The sequence below is a fragment of the Rhodococcus sp. IEGM 27 genome (genome assembly GCF_033142305.1).
Classification (GTDB): Bacteria; Actinomycetota; Actinomycetes; order Mycobacteriales; family Mycobacteriaceae; genus Rhodococcus_F; species Rhodococcus_F oxybenzonivorans.
In genome coordinates this window covers 513,914-532,042 of sequence record NZ_JAWLSG010000001.1, presented here as the reverse complement: position 1 = coordinate 532,042, position 18,129 = coordinate 513,914, and the positions used below count along the sequence as shown (strand labels likewise).

15 protein-coding genes and 3 pseudogenes are annotated in these 18,129 nt (G+C 61.0%); 7 read left to right on the top strand and 11 right to left on the bottom strand.

The genetic code is table 11. The features are described 5' to 3' along the window. Positions 1-30 precede the first annotated feature (30 nt). The 4 genes from R4P95_RS02530 (at position 31) to R4P95_RS02515 (ending at position 5,238) form a co-directional block, all read left to right on the top strand. Complete coding sequence (locus R4P95_RS02530) at positions 31-807, top strand: FadR/GntR family transcriptional regulator (RefSeq protein ID WP_317743490.1); 777 nt, start codon at positions 31-33, stop codon at positions 805-807. Between the two features lie 125 nt (positions 808-932). Further along, positions 933-2,342 (top strand): MFS transporter, encoded by a 1,410-nt coding sequence (locus tag R4P95_RS02525; protein ID WP_317743488.1) that lies wholly within the window; start codon positions 933-935, stop codon positions 2,340-2,342. 167 nt (positions 2,343-2,509) lie between these two features. Further along, entirely contained in the window at positions 2,510-3,334 is an 825-nt protein-coding gene (locus tag R4P95_RS02520; RefSeq protein WP_317743487.1) for an MBL fold metallo-hydrolase, read from the top strand. A gap of 95 nt (positions 3,335-3,429) precedes the next feature. Continuing rightward, entirely contained in the window at positions 3,430-5,238 is a 1,809-nt protein-coding gene (locus R4P95_RS02515; RefSeq protein WP_317743485.1) for an NAD(P)/FAD-dependent oxidoreductase, read from the top strand. Between the two features lie 47 nt (positions 5,239-5,285). On the opposite strand, the gene R4P95_RS02510 is transcribed toward R4P95_RS02515, so the two are convergent. Genes R4P95_RS02510 through R4P95_RS02495 form a run of 4 tightly spaced genes read right to left on the bottom strand, consistent with a single transcriptional unit; the run spans position 5,286 to position 6,921 of the window. Continuing rightward, a complete protein-coding gene (locus tag R4P95_RS02510) occupies positions 5,286-5,768 on the bottom strand; it encodes an SDR family NAD(P)-dependent oxidoreductase (protein ID WP_317743484.1) in 483 nt (160 codons plus the stop codon). After that, the gene (locus R4P95_RS02505; protein ID WP_317743483.1) at positions 5,765-6,028 is read right to left on the bottom strand and encodes an SDR family NAD(P)-dependent oxidoreductase; all 264 of its coding nucleotides are present in this window, start codon (positions 6,026-6,028) and stop codon (positions 5,765-5,767) included. Before R4P95_RS02505 ends, R4P95_RS02510 begins: the two co-directional genes overlap by 4 nt. Positions 6,029-6,061: 33 nt before the next feature. Continuing rightward, positions 6,062-6,589 carry a nuclear transport factor 2 family protein gene (locus tag R4P95_RS02500; RefSeq protein ID WP_317743482.1) on the bottom strand — a complete coding sequence of 176 codons (528 nt, stop codon included), beginning with the start codon at positions 6,587-6,589 and terminating at the stop codon, positions 6,062-6,064. A gap of 32 nt (positions 6,590-6,621) precedes the next feature. Beyond that, positions 6,622-6,921, bottom strand: coding sequence for a putative quinol monooxygenase (locus tag R4P95_RS02495; RefSeq protein ID WP_317743481.1), 300 nt, complete (start codon positions 6,919-6,921; stop codon positions 6,622-6,624). 155 nt (positions 6,922-7,076) lie between these two features. Here R4P95_RS02495 and R4P95_RS02490 point away from each other — a divergent pair, with 155 nt between their 5' ends. From R4P95_RS02490 to R4P95_RS33490, 3 genes are all read left to right on the top strand, one after another. Further along, positions 7,077-7,871, top strand: coding sequence for an SDR family NAD(P)-dependent oxidoreductase (locus tag R4P95_RS02490; protein WP_317743480.1), 795 nt, complete (start codon positions 7,077-7,079; stop codon positions 7,869-7,871). 101 nt (positions 7,872-7,972) lie between these two features. Next, on the top strand, positions 7,973-9,445 hold the full coding sequence (locus R4P95_RS02485) for an NAD(P)/FAD-dependent oxidoreductase (RefSeq protein ID WP_317743479.1): 1,473 nt from the start codon (positions 7,973-7,975) through the stop codon (positions 9,443-9,445). Further along, positions 9,364-10,458, top strand: a complete 1,095-nt coding sequence (locus R4P95_RS33490) for an alpha/beta hydrolase (RefSeq protein ID WP_397517666.1) — start codon at positions 9,364-9,366, stop codon at positions 10,456-10,458. The genes R4P95_RS02485 and R4P95_RS33490 overlap by 82 nt, the downstream gene beginning before the upstream one ends. Before the next feature lie 605 nt (positions 10,459-11,063). On the opposite strand, the pseudogene R4P95_RS02480 reads toward R4P95_RS33490, so the two are convergent. From R4P95_RS02480 to R4P95_RS02450, 7 genes and pseudogenes are all read right to left on the bottom strand, one after another. Then, positions 11,064-11,772, bottom strand: a pseudogene (locus tag R4P95_RS02480) (IS6 family transposase). 198 nt (positions 11,773-11,970) lie between these two features. Further along, positions 11,971-12,302 (bottom strand): annotated as a pseudogene (locus R4P95_RS02475) (6-phosphogluconate dehydrogenase); the annotation flags it as partial. Between the two features lie 359 nt (positions 12,303-12,661). After that, positions 12,662-13,352 (bottom strand): annotated as a pseudogene (locus R4P95_RS02470) (IS5 family transposase); the annotation flags it as partial. A gap of 85 nt (positions 13,353-13,437) precedes the next feature. Continuing rightward, positions 13,438-14,856, bottom strand: a complete 1,419-nt coding sequence (locus R4P95_RS02465; protein ID WP_317743478.1) for an MFS transporter — start codon at positions 14,854-14,856, stop codon at positions 13,438-13,440. Positions 14,857-14,926: 70 nt separating this feature from the next. After that, positions 14,927-16,159: an acyl-CoA dehydrogenase family protein gene (locus R4P95_RS02460; RefSeq protein WP_317743477.1), complete on the bottom strand. Its 1,233-nt coding sequence runs from the start codon at positions 16,157-16,159 to the stop codon at positions 14,927-14,929. Positions 16,160-16,198: 39 nt separating this feature from the next. Beyond that, positions 16,199-16,978, bottom strand: a complete 780-nt coding sequence (locus R4P95_RS02455; RefSeq protein ID WP_317743476.1) for a glucose 1-dehydrogenase — start codon at positions 16,976-16,978, stop codon at positions 16,199-16,201. Next, on the bottom strand, positions 16,975-18,009 hold the full coding sequence (locus tag R4P95_RS02450; protein ID WP_317743475.1) for a phosphotransferase family protein: 1,035 nt from the start codon (positions 18,007-18,009) through the stop codon (positions 16,975-16,977). The genes R4P95_RS02455 and R4P95_RS02450 overlap by 4 nt, the downstream gene beginning before the upstream one ends. Between the last annotated feature and the right edge of the window lie 120 nt (positions 18,010-18,129).

Genomic DNA, 18,129 nt, shown 5'->3' with positions numbered 1-18,129 from the left:
TGCAGTCAAGGCCGTCTGTACGCTCGACGTATGAACACCGGATCACGAGCCCCGGCAGGCGACGCCCGCACATCCGTCCGGGCATCCTCAGCGGTGGCCTCTTCGATTCGTCGTCGGATAGTTCGAGGGGAGCTGCAGCGGGGCGATGTGCTTCCCGCGGAGATGGAACTCGCAGCGGAATTCGGAGTCTCGAGGCCGACCCTCCGCGAGGCCCTCCGGATTCTCGAAGCCGAGTCGTTGCTTGCCACCCGGCGAGGCTCGCACAGCGGGCCGGTGGTTCAAGCGCCAGGCGTCGCGATGGTGGCATCATATGTGGGACTCGTACTGGAGTTTCAAAAGGCAACTGTCGACGATGTCTACGCCGCGGTGTGCGAACTGGAGCCGCAATGCGTGCGTCGGCTTGCCGATTTCCACACCGACGCTGATCTGGCTGCATTAGGCGAGGCACTGAAATCGGAGAGCCGGGCGGGCTCGCCCGAGGGATTGTGGGAGTGTCAGGACCAGTTTCACCGTCTCCTGGTCATACGCGCGGGGAACGGTGCAATCGAAGTACTGATCGAGTCGCTGCGGCACGTGATCGACCTGGCCAATCGCAAATATCTTCGAGAAGTCGCCGACCGCCCGGATGTCCGAGAGGAGGCTGCCTCCCGGAGCCGTGAAGCCCATAGGGCGGTTGTCAAGCTTATCGAGCAACGGCGCGCTGCGGAGGCTGAAGAACTTTGGCGGCAACACATTCTCGACACGGGACGGCGTTTGAAGGAAAGCGGGGCGATGCACTCCGTCCTCGACCTACTTGACGGTTCGTGACGCTGCAGACCGCTAACCTCTTGGCACGCGACTTTCGTTCGATATACCTGCCGTTCCGTAGTGATTTGGACCACTTCCATATACAGTGCAAATAGTCAACTATTCGCACTGTATATGGAGGACTGATGGAAAGTACTTCGGGTGCGGGCCCGGTGAAACGGGCCGACACCGCGCGTCGCCGTTCGCCCCGGCTCGCCGCAACTACTGGACTGTTCGGCACATTGGTCGAGTACTACGACTTCAGTGTCTATGCGTTTCTCGCCGTGTACTTCGCGACGTCTTTCTTCCCCTCGGAAAGTTCGACCACTGAGGTGCTGTCCGCGCTCGCCGTGTTCGGGACTGCATACGTATTCAGGCCTCTAGGGGGGATATTCTTCGGGTGGTTGGGCGACCGACGCGGGCGACGGCCGGCGTTGCTAGGCACAATCGCACTGATGGGCGCTTCGTCCTTCGTAATCGGAGTTCTGCCCACGCACGATCAGATAGGCCTGCTTGCACCGGCTTTGCTGATTATCTGCCGTGTGCTGCAGGGTTTCTCGGCAGGTGGCGAGATGATGGGCGCTGTCACGCTGGCCGCCGAATCGAGCGAGCCCAAACGTCGAGGGCTTGCAGTATCGCTCACTCCGGCTGGCTCGCAGCTCGGATTCGCTACTGCCACCGGAGTCGTTGCGGTGACGACGTACGTAGTCGGAACGGACGGCATGAACGACTGGGGCTGGCGCATTCCGTTCCTGCTCTGCCTGCCGCTCACGATCTGTTGCCTCTTGCTGCGCCTCCGGTTGGAGGACAGTCCCGAGTTCTCCAACGCGCAGGACCGTGAGCGCGAGCACAGCAATGCCTCTACGACGCGACTCCCGTTCGTCGAAGTGTTGAGGACGCACCGGTGGATGCTGCTCTTTGCATCCGGACTGACGTTCGCGGCGACCACCACCGGCTACGTCGCAAACACCTACGTGGTGACATTTCTCAAGACTGCTCACGACTTCTCGGCAGGGGAGTCCTACTCCATTGTGGCGGGCACACTCACGGTCGCCGCTGTTTGCGCGAGTCCGCTGGCGGGGTGGTTCACCGATCGGTACGGAAAAACGCGGGTGTTGGGTGCTTCGACGCTTGCCGTCGCATTGCTGTCCTACCCCTTGTTCCTCATCATGGAAGCGACAACCAGTCTTTTCGTGATCATCCCTGCGTATTTCGTCCTGCTTTCGCTTGTGTCTTTTCAGACTGTACCCATGCTCGGACTGGTCATCTCGCTGTTTCCGACCCTCGTGCGCTACTCGGCTGCATCCACTGCTCAGAATCTGGGAAACATCGTGGGCGGCGGGTTTGCTCCGCTGATCAGTTCACTTCTCGTTCTCCGGACCGACCAGCTCGTCTCGCCTTCGTGGTTCATCACTGTCGCGGCAGTGGTTGGATTGTTGTCGCTTGCCGGCGTCAATATCTTCCGTCGGGAGGCGCGTCAACGTGTCGCGGTGGGCGATGGGGTCGAGGGTGGAACCGTCACTCCCCGAGCGGAGGTGGCGAACATCCGTGATTGACAAATAGCTAACTAAGACAGATCATTAGTGTGAATCCAATCACTCGTACTGCAGACGCAACCGCGGTGCAGTAGTCGCATCATGCGTCCGCGCCCCGAATTTTCGTATCGGTCGTCGGCAGGTCTGCACGCGTCAATCGAGTCAGGAGAAAGATGAAAATAGGTTCGATGCTTATCGACTCGGTCATTGACGGGGAGAATCTGTGCACGCCGGAGTTCATCTACCCCGATGTCGATCCGGCCGAGTTCGAGAAGTACACCAATCACTACGAATCCGTGACGGGATCGTTCGTGGTGAGTATCGGTTCGTTTCTGGTGAGATACAACGACAAAGTCGTTCTCTTCGATGTGGGTCTCGGGCCCAAACCGATCTACCCGATGACCGGCGGTGCCCTGCGATCGTCGTTGATCGCGCTCGGTGTGGACCCTGCGGAGGTCACGGACATCGTCTTCACCCATCTGCATTTCGATCATTACGGATGGATCTCACACAACGGTGAGGCTGTCTTTCCCAACGCGACCCTGCACTGCGATAAACGTGACTGGGACTTCTTCGTCGACGGTCATCGTCATGTTCCCGAATGGGAGTCGATGGCGTCGACGCCCGAGACGGATGCAGCGCCGATCAAGTTCGCCCCATTTCGTGACAGCATCAGATTCTGGGAAGGGGGAGGGTGCGAAATCCTGCCCGGGATAACGACGATCGATGCCCCCGGTCACACACCGGGCACTGTAGTGTTCGAGTTGTCGTCCAGTGGCGAGCGTGGGCTGATACTCGGAGATCTCGTCCATACGATTCCCGAGTTTCTCGAGGTGTGGCCGTTCTTGGTCGCTGAAGACCAGGCCGCAGCACGCCGGTCGATTCTTGCGATCCGTGAGTTGGCCTGTCGTGACGAGCTTCCCTGTGTGGGCTCTCATTTTCCGGGGCTGCGGTGGGGCCGGATCAGTCGAGAAGGGGACGCGTACGCATGGAAAGGGATTGCTGATCAATGAGCGGTACGCAGCGACACCACAAGGTAGGCGAGTAGCTCAGCCCCACTAACAGACCGCCGAGAATCGGCGCGCCGAATCGAAAGGCTTCACCGTAGATGTCCACTGATGCCCGAGACCACCTGGTTCCTATTGATGTTCAACCATGGTTGGACGACTTCATCCGCGTCCTCGACGAATACGACGCGGAATTGTTCGCCGACTTGTTCTCTGAAGATGCAACGTGGCGCGACAACCTTTCCTTCACATGGACTCTTCAGCAGGTTCACGGACGTGAGGCGTTCGAGAAACTACTGTTGTCGCGATTGGCGGACACGTCACCCGCCGACTTGACCATCACCGATCGCTTCCACAGTCCTGGCGAGGTCATCTCGAGCGGACGTACTCTTCTGGAGTTCATGTTCGAGTACCGTACCTCTGTCGGACGCGGCCTCGGTGTCGTGTGGGCAACTCCGGACCAGTACTCGCGGTACGGGTTCCGTGCCTACCACCTGTTCACGAAACTCGAGGAGCTGGCCAATCACCCACCGGCGCCGCCGTTTCCTCGCGGACACGGGTTCACCAAGACGACGCCGAAGCAGAACTGGCTCGAAAACCGTAATGCCCGTCAGAAATTCGATGACCGTGACCCTGAGGTTCTGATCGTGGGCGGTGGGCACGGCGGCATGATGCTCGCCGCGCACCTCGACCGACTCGGAGTCGAGAACCTGATCATCGAGCGTAATGCACGGGTAGGCGACAACTGGCGTAACCGCTACCACAACTTGGCACTCCACAACCCTATCGAGATGAATCATTTTCCATTCGTTCCGTTTCCACCCACGTTTCCCCAGTACATCCCCAAGGACAAGCTGGCGAACTTCCTCGAGTACTACGCCGACAGCTTGGATTTGAAGATGTGGCTCGCCACCAGTTTCATCGGCGCAGAATGGAACCCATCCGATGAACGATGGGCGGCGCGGATTTCACGTGCGGATGGCACCGAACGCGTCCTGAGACCCAAGCACGTTGTGTTGGCAACCGGTGGAATCGGCGGGCTGCCCAACATCCCGGATCTGCCAGGGCTGGCGAGCTTCGAAGGGGTTGTCGAGCATTCGTCGACCTTCAACGGGGCTGCAGGCTGGGCGGGCAAGCGTGCCGTCGTGGTCGGCGCTGCTACGAGTGCTCATGACGTCGCCCAGGATTTCGCGGAGAACGGTTGCCCGGTGACAATGCTGCAACGTGGGCCGATCACCGTTGCGAACGTCAGCACTGCAAACCTCGCGTATGGCGACTACGACCTCGGTTACGACCCGGAGCTCGTTGATCTGCGGTTCTTCGCTGGCCTTGGACATCCTCGTTCGGCAGGGGACATGCGTGCGTTCCAGAAGATGGGCAACGAACTCGACGCCGATCTGCACGCGCAGTTGCGGGCAGCAGGATTCGAGATGGACGACGGAGACGACGGAACGGGCTGGCTGGGCAAGTTCCTCAATCGGGGCGGCGGCTACTACCTCAACGTGGGTGCCTCGGAAATGGTCGCAAGCGGAGCGATCGGCGTCACGCAATACCGCGACGTCGAAACATTTGTCCCCGAGGGTGTCCGCTTGCGGGACGGATCAATTCTCGAGGCCGACGTCGTCGTACTGGCAACCGGCTATCAGAACCGAGCCGCAGAGCTGGGGCTGTGGTTCGACAAGGAAATCGCGTCTCGATTCGACATCATCGGAACACCACTGGTCGACGGAGAGTTCGCCCACGCCTGGGTTCCGACACCCCAACCAGGACTGTGGTTCATGTTGGCCGGCATCCAGACCGCCCGACCGAATGTCCCGTTCCTAGCGATGTCCATCAAGGCCGACATCGAAGGTCTGCTACCGAAGTGGACTCGCGAGACCAGCGACCTGGCCGGTGAGCCCGTTCGTTGACGAAACCGAAGCCACCCGTCCTAGTGGGCGGGTGGCTGCGTCGTGTGTCATATATGGGTACGGCCCCCCGCCAGAAGCAAGGTGGCACCGCTGACGAAGCGGGATTCATCCGAGGTGAAGAACAAGAAGCAAGCGGCCGCGTCAGTCGGACTCCCCAGCCAGCCCATAGGAATCTTCGACACTTCGATCGCACGTTGTTCCGGAGTGCCGGTTCGTAGAATCGTGTTCGCGGTCTCGACCCCGCCAGGAGCCACAGCATTGACCCGGATCCGGAGGCGTGCCAGTTCGACCGACCACGCAGTGGTGAGGTTCTGTAGCGCAGCTTTAGCTGCGCCGTGAGCACCGAGAGAGCCGTCCGGTGCCAGCGCAGCAATCGATGTGTTGTTGATTATGCTTCCGCCGGTGCCCTGTCGCCGCATTATCTCTGCAGCCTGGGCACCTGCAGCGAACGCCGACGTTACATTGAGATCGAACAATTTGCTGACAGCGTCGAGCGGCGTCTCGAAGATTCCTTTGCTTCCGTTGTTCACCTAGGCCACGCTCCTCCCGCGTTGTTCACCAGAATGTCGACCCCGCCCAGACGCGATGCTGCACTGTCGACCACCGAAGCGCCCGCAGTGGGGTCCGTCAGATCGGCCGGCACGATGTGGGCCGACCCTCCGGATTCCTCTATTCGTTCGGCGACCGCAGTCAGATCATTCTCGTTGCGCCCGACGAGAGCCACCGAGGCACCGTGTTCGGCGAACAATTCGGCGACCGGAGAACCCATGCCTCGGCTCGCACCGGTCACGATCGCGCTTGCCGTTCAGCGAGAACTGCATTGTCATCGTGTGGACTCTGTGGTCTGGAATTCGGTCATGACGTCTCCACCCCAGATTCCGTCGGGCTGTCTCTGCAAATCGCCCACGTCCACTCGGTGACGACGCTTGACTTTCCACCGTCCTTCGACGCGCACGAAATCCCAATGGTTGTAGCCCGCGGTGTAGATGCCGAACTCGGCCTCTCCCGATCGAACCACGACCACCGAATATCCCTCTGCCCATGCGGTGTCACCGTCCACACGAACGACGAGGTTCAGGCCGGTGTGCTGGGAACCGCGGCCTTCCACTTGCTTCTTGTGCACTCCGTCGGGAGCGGTGATGAACTCGTTGAGTTCGTCGCGCCCGCGGAAGTTCCCGTTTCCGCCTGTCTCGTATACACCGTCGGCCACGAAGTTCTCGACGTAGCCTCGCGCAAGCCCCAGATCGGCATTGAAGCCGTACCGGGCAACGACTTCGCGAATCGATTCGACATCTTCCAGGTACGCGATCCGCTTTTCGAGGGTTGCCATCGTTTCGGTTCGGATTTCCACTCGGAGCCTCTCCTTGTCGTTTCGGGCTCGGGTCAGATCGAGTCATCTACCGCGAACTTCGCGGAGGCTGGTGTGGTGGTCAGGAGCGGTCCCAGCGACGTGGATCGGCCGGGTCCGCGGCGCCACTGGCTGTACGCAGCATTGTGTTCTTTGGTCTCCCACACTTCGTACAGACGTAGATGCCCCGGATCGTCCTGGTCGACGAGCACGTCGACACGTTCGCATCCGTCAAACGATCGCGTTTCCGAAAGCATTTCGCGGATGGCCGTTTTTGCATCGTCCGCTTTGGTCACATCGATGTGCAGTTCGACGATCGCGATCAATGGCACCATGTTCTCCTCTGTTTTCGTTGGGTCAAGTGCTGGACGTCACACCAGCAATCCGATTACTATGTGTACTAATTAAACTAGAGCTGTGAGCCGGATCACGCAAGCGTCCTGGGTCGTCGCCTCTAACCGAGAAGTTCAGTCTGGAAGAGGTTGTCGAGATGAACAGTCCGTCGAACATGCCCGTATCCAATCCCGCTGCGATCGTGACCGGCGGAGGGTCCGGAATCGGAGCGGCAATCGCGAGCCACGTCGCTCGAACCGGTACGCCGGTGGTCGTGGCGGACAATAATCTGGATCGAGCGCAGGAGACGACGAAACGAATAGCCGACGCAGGTGGGGAATCCACGGCGGTGCACACGGAGGTAACCGATCCGAAGTCTCTGAAGGGGGCAGTCGATGCGACGCTCGACCGGTACGGAGCACTCCGCTATGCGGTCAACGACGTCGGTCTCGGGCACGTCGGCCCGTTCATCGCTGAGCTTTCCGACGAGGATTGGCGCAAGGTCATCGATGTCAATCTCACCAGCGTTTTCTATGGAATTCGTGCGGTGATTCCCGCTATGGCCGCCGCTGGCGGTGGCGCGATCGTCAATGTCGCGTCGGTGGCCGGGGTGTGGGCCACCGCGGGGAACTCGGCCTATGTGACAGCAAAGCACGGACTGATCGGACTCACGAAAGCAGCTGCGCTCGAATACGGTCCAGACGGCATACGCGTCAACGTCGTAGGCCCGGGGTATGTCGACACACCACTCATGCGCCGCGACGTCAGTCCGGCTCGACGCGCCGCGATGTCGGCGCGGACTGCAGTCGGGCGACTCGGTGATCCCGAAGACGTGGCGGAGGTCGTCGGATTTCTTCTGTCCGATGCGGCACGGTTCGTCACAGGTGCGCTGTACATGGCGGACGGTGGATTTACGACCGGATACGAGGGTGCAGCCCTCGAATGGCTCTGAAAAAGACAGAGCAACAACACAACTCATCTGAGCGGTCGTGCTTCGGCTCGATACCGACGCATCGTCACCGGGTGGCCGGACAACGTGTGATGGAGAGACTTATGGCCAAGCAGACAAAGAGACATCGCGTCGCAGTGATCGGTGGTGGGCTGGGAGGTGTTGCGATGGGCACCAAACTGAAACGAGCGGGCATCGATACGTTCACCATCTTCGAGGCGCAGAGCGGCCCGGGTGGTACCTGGTGGATCAACGACTACCCGGGTTGCGAGGTCGATGTCCCGTCCGACATGTACTCGTACTCATTCGGTACCCGCACATGGAATCGCACGCACGTACGCCAACCGGAGTTGTTGGAGTACATCCAGAATACGATCGACGAGCAGAATCTACGGGGGCACTTTCGATTCGACACCCAAGTCGTCTCTCTCACCTGGAACGACGACACCCACGTGTGGAAAGTTGTCACTGATCGTGACGAGGAGTTCGAGTTCGACGTCGTTGTCAGCGCTGTCGGGTTCCTCAGTGTCCCGAAGATTCCGACGTGGCCAGGGATCGACCAATTCGAGCGAGCGCGTTTTCACACCGCAGAGTGGGACCACGACTACGACTACGAAGGTAAGACGGTCGCAGTGGTCGGCGTTGGATCGACTGCAGCTCAAGTTATTCCGACGATAGCTCCGAAGGTCAAACAGCTGTACGTGTTTCAGCGCGAGCCCGGATGGGTGTTGCCGAAGGGGGATCGCGACTACTCCGCGGCCGAGGCGCGTCGACTGTCGAACCCGTTGGTGTACAAAATTCGCAGGTATCTGGATTTCGTCCGGTTCGAGCGATCTCAGTGGGGCGGGGCGCTGTATCGGACGGGTTCGGCGGTGCACCGGGCTGCGGAGCGCGCTGCGCGAGAATATATAGATTCGACTTTTCGGGATCGACCGGATCTCAGGGATGCAGTCACGCCGAAGTACGTGTTCTCGGGCAAGCGACGAGTTCTGTCCGACGACTTCTACCCTGCACTGTTGCGAGACAACGTGGAATTGGTACCGACCGCAGTCGACAGCCTCACCGGAACGGGCATCGTGGACAACCGAGGTACAGAGCGAGAAGTCGACTTAATCGTCACTGCAATCGGTTTCACGGCATCGAACTACCTCAATACCCTGGACGTTCGTGGACGCGGTGGGCTTGATTTGCACGAAGTCTGGAAAGAGGGCGCCTTCGCTTTCCTCGGGATGACGGTCCCAGGGTTCCCCAACCTGTACATGCTGTACGGGCCGAATACCAACGGAGGGGCACCTGTCACCTACTTCCACGAGCGGCAAGCGGACTACGTGGTTTCCGATATTCGCCGTATGGCACGCGAGAACATCAGTGCCCTCGAGGTCAAGCAGGTCTACTCGGACATATACAACGTGTGGTTGCAAGATCGCATGAAAGGAACCGCGTGGACGCAAGCGAACAACTACTTCTCCGCCGAATCGGGTCGCATCGTGACGCAATGGCCCGACGGAATGCTCAAATACGTTGGGCTGCTGCGCATACTCAGACGATTGTCGTCCGCGCAGGTTCGGTCGAAGTAAGCACCGTGGGGACGGAAGCATTACCCCCTCCGACGGGACCTGGTGTAGTGCCGGCGGCCGCCTTCGTGGACTATACCCAGGCCCTCCGGCACGCCAGGACCATACGCCAGACCGACGGGGTGCGGCACGTAGTGACGGCGGTCGCGAATGTGAGAACGGTGCGAATTCTCGACCGTCTCGAGGTGCGAATCTACCGACCCAGCATGGACGGTCGACTACCGATCGTGGTGTATCTCCACGGCGGCGGATGGGTTTCGGGAAGTCTGGACACACAAGACGACGCGTGTCGACGATTCGCAGTGCATGGACAATGCTTGGTCGTCAGCGTCGACTACCGGCTAGCGCCGGAATTTCCGTATCCAGCGGCACTGGACGACGCTTACGACGCAATGGTGTGGGCGCGTGAACATGGCGCTAGCTGCGGTGGTGATCCACGATCGCTCGCGATTGCCGGTAGCAGCGCTGGAGGTACACTCGCCGCGGCGGTAGCGCTACGCGCGCGTGACACGGGTGCGCAAGGCCCAGATCTTCAGGTGCTGGCGTACCCACCGCTGGACTCGGCCATGGCTAGCGAATCGTATAGACACTACTCGAGAGGGCACGGTCTTACAGCTGAGATGATGCGCTGGTTCTGGAGACAGTACGCGCCCGATCTCGACGACCACCGGCTTCCATGGGTGTCTCCATGTTACGCAGAAGCTTTGGCAGGCCTTCCACCCGCCATCATAGAGGTCGCTGAACGCGATCCGTTGCGCGATGAGGGGCGATCATTCGCTTCGCGACTGCTCATCAGTGGTGTGGATGTCGACTTCAGGACGCGCACAGGGTTCGTTCACGGCTACTTTGGATCGACCCCGACGGTGTCGGCAGCCGCGGCGGCAGTCGATGAGCTTGCCTTCGAGGTGGGTAGGCGATTGAGACTTCTTCGTGCTTCGTACGTGGAAGAAGGCCTGAAAACCTCGACACCGCGCTCGATGGGAGACTCAGCCGCGAGTATACCCAGCCGTGAGTAGAGACCTCCGGACGGCATCGAGGGAGTTTCGGCCCAACTGCCACCGCCGTTTGATACGCACATCATGTCCAGTTTCTCCGGTTGGACCGCGATCCCCGACGGATCACCCGACGCCCTTTGATCGGCGTAGGCGACAATCGGTGCCGATTGCACCAAGCGTGCTGTGCTGCGTCCCGCGTAGGCGCACTTCGCGAACGTTCCATCCGAGGACGTGCCGTAACCGCGCCTCTACGTTGCAACCCGGCGTAAGTCCTCTTTCGAGTGGGTGGACATCGCGTTGCTCGAGGCTCTCGCCTCGCAGTCAACCGTTGCAATCGAGAACCGCCGGCTATACCGGCGACTGGATTCGTGAAGTATGGCCCTTGAACAGTCCGGACTTCCGCAGTCCGTAGGCATTACCGGGCCATTCCAGGAATGAAAGTGTGGGCGGTGTAGGGCGGCCGGAACGCGAAAATCTGTAGGCACACGACTTACGGCGCGTCCGCTGGTGAATCGGCATGCGGTGTGGTGTTGTGTAGGTAGGCATCGTCAACTTGGCTGGGCCCGGGGCTGCTGGGCCCGGGGCTGCTGGATGCGGGGCCGGGGGGCCTGTCGGAGTCGCATCGTTCAGGCTGCGGCAGAGACACCGGTGACCTCGTTCCACACGGCGAATCGGTCAGTCATCTCGCGTCGCCATCCGGAAGCAGTAAGCAGGTGTCGCCGCGCCTGAAAGTGCCGTGCGATGCCGCCGAACGCCGAGAGGAACCGCTGCGCCCGCCCGGGCGAGGCGAACCGTTTCATCCCCCGCTCGCGTCGTCGCGTGGGCTGATGGGAGTTCTCCGCCTGATTATTGAGGTACCTCGATCGTCGGTGCTCGACCGACGGCATCACCTCTCGATGCGCGACCTGGTAGCTGCCCAGTTTATCGGTGACGAGCACGCGTGGCACGTACTGCAATCGCTCGAGGAGCCGCCGGAAGAACTTCATTGCGGCCAAGGCGTTTCGGCGGGACTGGACCAGGACGTCGAGGACGTTGCCGTCCTGGTCGACGGCGCGCCCAGAGGTAGTGTTGCTTGCCGTTGATCCGGATGAACACCTCGTCGAGATGCCACTTGTCTCCCGGTCGGGGTCGCCGCCGGCGGAGCTGATTTGCGTAGACCTGGCCGAACTTGGCGTACCTTTGGCGGATCGTTTCGTGGGAGACCACGACGCCGCGCTCGAGCATCATCTCCGAGATGTCACGCAGGCTCAACGTGAAGCGGTGGTAGTGCCACACACAGTGGGCGATGATCTCGCTCGGATACCGGAATCCTTTGTACGACGCTGCAGTGGCCACGACCGCCGATCGTCGCAGAGACTCGGGCAAGCCAACAACTTGACGATGCCTCGGCGAGGATGCGTTGGTCTTACGGCCACGCCCTGGGTCGGTGTCGAACAGCTCCCGCAGGTGCAGGTCGGCTATGCCCACGTGGTGGGACTTCAACTCCTGCCACTCCGAGGAGCGAGTAATGTCAGATGTCGGAGTGGCTGCGGTTCAGGCGATCCCGTCGGTCTCGGCCAGCCGGTGAGCATGCCCGCCGAGCTGTTTTCGCAGCACCGGCACGGCTTTCATTGCCGGGGAGTCGTCCTTGCGGGACGCGAAGCGGGGAATAGTGCGGCTGAGATGACCTGTGCGGGAACCGCGTGTGCGATGGCTTCTTCGACGGTCCAGCGGCCTTCGCCGGAATCCTCGGTGTAGCCGGAGATCGCGGCCAGGCGGGGATCCTCGGACAGTGCCTGCACCATGAGGTCGAGCAACCAGGACCGCACCACGGAGCCCTTCGGCCAGGATCGCAGGACCGCGGGAACGTCCTCGGCGGCGAGCAGCGGCCGTCTAGTTGGCGGAATATTCGTTATTGGTGTTCCGAAGCTACTGTGGCACAGAGTATGTGGTCCTGTGTCAGTCAGTCAGTCTGCTATTCGCCGATAACGATTAAAGATGTTTCGGTAGTAGGTTGTGTCATTGCCGTTGGTTCGTGCTGCGCTGCTTGATAATTGACTGAGTCCTGGAGAGATCGTCCCAGTCGACATCGGACTGAAAGGCTCCGGTCCGCGCCTAAGAGCGTGTCTCATGTGGGGAGCTTCTTGAAGCAGGTGAGTGCGGCGGCGAGGTGAAGGAAGCCGGCGAAGTGTTCGCTGTGGCGCTCGTAGCGGATGGTCATGCGCGGGTAGCCGGTGGGCCAGGCGATGGTGCGTTCGATCTTCCATCGGTACCGGCCGAGGCGATCGTTTCGCTCGATGCCGCGGCGGGCGATCCGGGGGACGATGCCTTGTTCGCGCAGTCACCGTCGGTGAATGTCGTAGTCGTAGCCCTTGTCGGCGCGAAGCTTTCCCGGCTTGCGTCGGCGCGGCCCGCGCCGAGACTTCACGCCCGGAATCGCTGCCACCGATGGTTGCAGCATGGTGCTGTCATGGGTGTTCGCCCGGTCGCGCCCACGACCAGTGGGATTCCATTCTTTTCGGACAGGACGTGGATCTTCGATCCCTTCTAGCCGCGGTCGACCGGGCTGGTACCCGTCAGTGAGCGCGCCTTCTCGCCCGCACGCTTGCCGCATCCAGGATCGCTGCCGTCCAGTCGAGTTCGCCCGCGCTACCGAGTCGATCGAGCACCTCACGATGGAGTTTCTCGAACACCCCATCCCGCAACCACGCACTGAACCGTCGATGCGCGGTCGGCACGGTTACCCCGAACGAGGGCGGCAGGTGCCGCCACACACATCCGCTGGTGAGCACGTACACGATCGCGGTGAACACCGCTCGGTCATTGGCTGGCGCACTGCCACCTCCCTGCGGCCGGGCGGCAAAAGGAGGAATCAACGGTTCGACTATCTCCCACAATGCCACCGGAACCAACCTCAGCGACAACTCATCTACCACGAGTCACACCTGTCCCACAGGGCACTTCATCCACATGAAGACACGCTCTTAGCGGCGACGGTCTACGAGTGTCCGATGACGCTCGTCATTCTGTTCCGATGCGTTTGGGTTCGCGAATGGAAACCTCCGCAGTACTTTTGCGTTTGGACATCAAAACAGCCGCTGCTGCGGCAACGGCCAGCCAGCCGAGTGCCATATACCACCCGACGAACGATGGCCCAAGTGAAGTGAGCGCGGCCGACAGTGTGAAGGGAACTACGATGTTGCTCATCCGGCCTGCCCCGAAAGCGACGCCGCTGCCGGTCGACCGCAAGTTGCTGGGGAAGCTCTCCGCCATGAGAGCGGCGAGGAGCGGGGCAAACCAGGCAATCATGACGAAGTGACCGAATGCGGCGCCGGCGATGATGCCCGCTACGGGCACGGCTCCGTAGATGGCTGAACACAGAGCCGCGCCGACTGCGGTACCAACCATCAGGACTCGGCGGGAAAGACGATCGGCTACGAGGAAGGCGAGCAGGCAGCCCAGGGGCGAGCCGTAGATTGCAATCGCGTTGATGGTCAACAGCGACTCACCGCTGAAACCGCGAAGCTGCAGAATTGTAGGTAGCCAGCTACTGAATGTCTGCGTGATCGATGCGTACACAATCCAGATCAAGCACAGCAGGATAGTGGTGCGGAGGAGACTGCCGCGGAACAGGTTACGCCATTCTCCAGAACTGCTCTCGTCCTGGACCTGAACGGATGCGTTCGATTCGGTGGTCTCGACGGCGGGAAGTGACTGACCGTTCGCGGTGCCGATTTCCAGTCGGGCCAATGCCGATTCGGCGTCTTGGAGCCGGCCACGGCTGTGGAGCCACAACGGAGACTCGGGAATTCCGCGAAGTAGCGGAATGACCACTACGCCGAACACGCCAAGCGCGAAGAAGACGCGCCATCCGTCCGGTCCACTGGGAATGATGAAGCGGGACAACGTGGCGATGACGGCGGACCCGCACATTCCCGCGAAGTAGGTCAGGGCGGTCCGCGACCCACGGCGATGCAGAGGGCTGATCTCGACGACGTAGGTCAGGGCCGTGACGAACAGTGCGCCCATTCCGATGCCCGAGAGAAGCCGGAGTGCCATGAAAATTTGCAAGCTCTCCGTAAGGGCATGCAACCCGGATCCCAAGGATGCGGTGAGTAGTGCCGCCACGATGACAGGGAGCCGTCCGAGCCGATCCGCAGCTCGTCCTCCGAGCACAGCGCCGAGGAAGAGGCCGGTATAGGTGCAGGACACGAGGATTGCGATGTCGCCGAGTTCGAAACCCAACTGGGCGCGCAGAGTCGGGGCCACTATGCCCAGAATGCTCTGGTCGGCGAGATCGAAGAAGAAGGCCGCCCCCATCACCAGGAGAATCCGTCGGCTCACACCACTCATGGGTAGTCGATCGAGTCTCGCCGAGATTTGCTCGACGGTCAGATCCGGCGCGGCGTCCGGTGGGGTGTGAGCAGGTCCAGATGACATCGCATCTCCTCGGTTGGGACTAGCTTTCGGAAGGGGTCGAATGGGTGGAAAGGTCTGGTCTTAGGCTGGGTCAGAAGAGTCTGCCGCCGGCAGCGGACGCGGTTGTCCCGTGCCTTTCGAACGCCGCGAGAACCTTTTTGCCGACGCGCCATCGGTGTACTTCGTCGGGCCCGTCGACCAGGTGCTGCATACGCGCTTCCGCGTACCAGGCAGCAAGGGGTGTGTCCATCGTGTATCCCAGTGACCCGTGTAGCTGCAATGCGGTGTCGACGACCTTGCTCAGCATGTCCGCAATGAAATTTTTAGCCATCGAATTCTCCTGCGAGATGTCGATACCCTGTTCCATGCAGTAGGCGATGTGAAGGACCATCAGGCGTGCGATGTACAGGTCTCGCGCGCAATCCGCCAGCATCCACTGGACGCCCTGACGGTCAGCGAGAGCCTGTCCGAAGGTGCTGCGAGACAACACTCGTCCGGCCGCTAGGTCCATGGCCTGCTGGGCGCGTGCAATGCTCCACATTCCGTGCCGGATGCGTCCGTAACCGAGGCGGTGCTGTCCGGACTCGAAACCGCCCCCGAGTTCGCCGATGATGTTGGCGGACGGAACACGAACGTCGGTCAGCCTGATCTCGGCGTGCCCGGTCACGAATTCGCCCTGCCAACTCGGTTCGATCGCGTCGTGCAAAGTAGGAATGTCGCGCACGATCTCGAATCCATTGCTGGGAAGTTCGACCAGGAAGGTCGTGAACTGCCGGTGGCGCGGAGCGTCGGGGTTCGTCTTCGCCATCAACAGAACCAAATCCGACCGGCTGGCACCACTGGCAAACCACTTCTCGCCGTTGATGACCCATTCGTCACCGTCCTGCACCGCGAGGGTCTGCATCCCTGTCGCGTCGGCTCCAGCGGCTTTCTCGGTCATCGCGAAGCAGACGCGCAGTTCGCCGTTCACCAGTGGGCGGAGGTACTTTTCTTTCTGCTCGTCCGTGCCCAACTCGAGCAAGGTCAGCATCGTCGCGTCCTGCGGGCCCATGCAATTCATCGCCCAGGCGGCCAAGGAGGTTCTACCGACTTCCAATTGGATGACGGCGTTGGCAACATGGCCCAACCCCATACCGCCCCATTCGGTCGGAATGAACGGGCACCAGAGGCCTGCGGCGCGAGCGAGCTTTTGCAATTCGGCCACGATGTCGGCGAACGGGCGTGTGCCGACCTGCTCTTCGTAGGGGAGAACTAACTCGTCGATGAACTTCGCAACGCGCGCCCGCAGTTCGGTAGTCTCGGCTGGAATGGAAAAGTCGATCATCAAGTGACTCCGTGATGGTAGGTATGCGGTCTGTCGACCTCAACTGGTCTGGCGGTAGCGTCCGCCATCGATCCTGATCAGCGCCCCTGTTACGAAGGAGGAGGCATCACTTGCCAACCAGGTTGCGGCGCCGACGAAGTCGTCGGGTACGCCGATTCGAGCCAACGGTGTTCCGGTGATTGCCTCTTCGAGCATTCCTGGCGGCCAGTTCGCGGCTATGTCCGTTGCCACGCCGCCCGGAAGAATCGCATTCGTACGCACATGCGGTCCATATGCCTCAGCGAGGCCGACGGTCAGAGCATTCAATCCTGCTTTTGCGCAGGCGTAGACGAGTTCGTCCGCGCCGGGGCGAAGCGAGCCGATGGTGCTGACATTGATGATACTGCCGCGCCCAGTCCGCGTCATCGAATCGCCGAACAGAGCGCCGAGGCGGAACGGACCCTTGAGATTCACGGCAGCGACTTTGTCGTAGTACTCCTCCGTCACCGAGACGAGCGACTCGTATCGCGGTGACATCCCAGCATTGTTGACAAGAATGTCGCAGCGTCCGTATTCGGAGGTCACGCTGTCCAGCAGGTTCTGGCAGTCGTCCCAGCGACCGACATGACAGGCGATCGCCGACGTACGGTTCCCGGTTTCGGTCTGGATCGCAGAAGCAGCGCGTTCGCAAGCATCGATTTTGCGGCTTGCAACGACGACCGACGCACCCGCGCGCGACAGAGCCATGGCTATCGAGTGCCCGATCCCACGGCTTCCACCAGTGACAACTGCTACTCGACCGGACAGGTCGAACATGTCGGAGACCTGCCGCGCCATCATCGGCGTGCTCCCGCGGCGAATTGCCGACCGAAATCGACGAGCCGGTCTACCATGCGGGACCAGCCGGCCGCATCGTCCGGGGACTGTGCCCGTGAAACTCGACCTTCGAGAATCGACGCAAGCTTGAACAGTGCCAGAGCCTGATAGAACGGGAGGTAAGTCAGATCTCGACCGGATTGCTGTGCGTACCGCTGCGCCATCTCGTGCCGGGAGGGCAAGCCGTCGCGATGTTCTGCTGCTCCGTCACCGATGTCCCAGGTGCCGATGGCGGGTTCTTCGCCGGGCTCGGTCCAGCGCGCCAGCAGATGAGCAATATCGAGCAGTGGGTCACCGATCGTGCCGGTATCCCAGTCGACCACTGCAGCGAGTCTCGTAGTGTCGTGCTGCGACGCCATGACATTGAACGGGCTGTAGTCACCGTGCATCAGTCCGACGTCATTGGTGTGGGGCCGGTTGTCGTCCAGCCAGTTAGCCAGAGCGTTGTAACCGGGGATGTCACGCGTGCTGTAGCTATCCACCTGTTTGGTCCACCGTGAGACCTGGCGTTCGAGGAAGCCTGTGGGTTTTCCGAGGTCAGCAATGCCCCGCTCGACATAATCGACTTGTCCGAGGTCCGCGGCAGCGTCGACCATGGCGAACGCGAGCTCGCGACGCGCGGTGGGGGATGTATATGGGGATGGCAATCGTCCGACCGGGGTGAAACCGTCGACCGCACCCATGATCAAGAACGGCACCCCCATCGGGCTGTCGGTGGCAGTTCCCTGCAGCAACGGCGTCGGGTGCGGCACCGTGGTGCCCTCGAGTGCCCCGAGTATTCGCCACTCACGATTCATGTCCGAGGCCCCGGGGGTGTTGGTCACGGCGGGAGGGCGTCGCAGCACCCACACACTGGATCCGCGTCGGAGCCAGAATAATTCGTTGGCGACGCCGGTACCCGGCGCCATCCGCTCCACACGAAGTTCCGATCCGGAATCGGGAAGTCGGTCTCCGATCCAATCGTTCAGTGCGGCGGCGTCGAGTTCGGTCTGCACAGTCGGGTCTCTTTCGGTCAAATGTCGCGGCATTCTTTAATTGATATAACTATATGTCAGTCACTGTCAATAGCGGGTGCCGTAAAACAGTGAGGGCCGCAACCCATGCGGGTTGCGGCC

Coding starts and splice junctions, on each gene's coding strand:
- R4P95_RS02525 (WP_317743488.1), top strand. CDS start 933: ATGGAAAGTACTTCGGGTGCGGGCCCGGTGAAACGGGCCGACACCGCG.
- R4P95_RS02485 (WP_317743479.1), top strand. CDS start 7,973: ATGGCCAAGCAGACAAAGAGACATCGCGTCGCAGTGATCGGTGGTGGG.
- R4P95_RS02515 (WP_317743485.1), top strand. CDS start 3,430: ATGTCCACTGATGCCCGAGACCACCTGGTTCCTATTGATGTTCAACCA.
- R4P95_RS02495 (WP_317743481.1), bottom strand. CDS start 6,921: ATGGTGCCATTGATCGCGATCGTCGAACTGCACATCGATGTGACCAAA.
- R4P95_RS02520 (WP_317743487.1), top strand. CDS start 2,510: ATGCTTATCGACTCGGTCATTGACGGGGAGAATCTGTGCACGCCGGAG.
- R4P95_RS02530 (WP_317743490.1), top strand. CDS start 31: ATGAACACCGGATCACGAGCCCCGGCAGGCGACGCCCGCACATCCGTC.
- R4P95_RS33490 (WP_397517666.1), top strand. CDS start 9,364: ATGGCCCGACGGAATGCTCAAATACGTTGGGCTGCTGCGCATACTCAG.
- R4P95_RS02465 (WP_317743478.1), bottom strand. CDS start 14,856: ATGTCATCTGGACCTGCTCACACCCCACCGGACGCCGCGCCGGATCTG.
- R4P95_RS02490 (WP_317743480.1), top strand. CDS start 7,077: ATGAACAGTCCGTCGAACATGCCCGTATCCAATCCCGCTGCGATCGTG.
- R4P95_RS02460 (WP_317743477.1), bottom strand. CDS start 16,159: ATGATCGACTTTTCCATTCCAGCCGAGACTACCGAACTGCGGGCGCGC.
- R4P95_RS02455 (WP_317743476.1), bottom strand. CDS start 16,978: ATGATGGCGCGGCAGGTCTCCGACATGTTCGACCTGTCCGGTCGAGTA.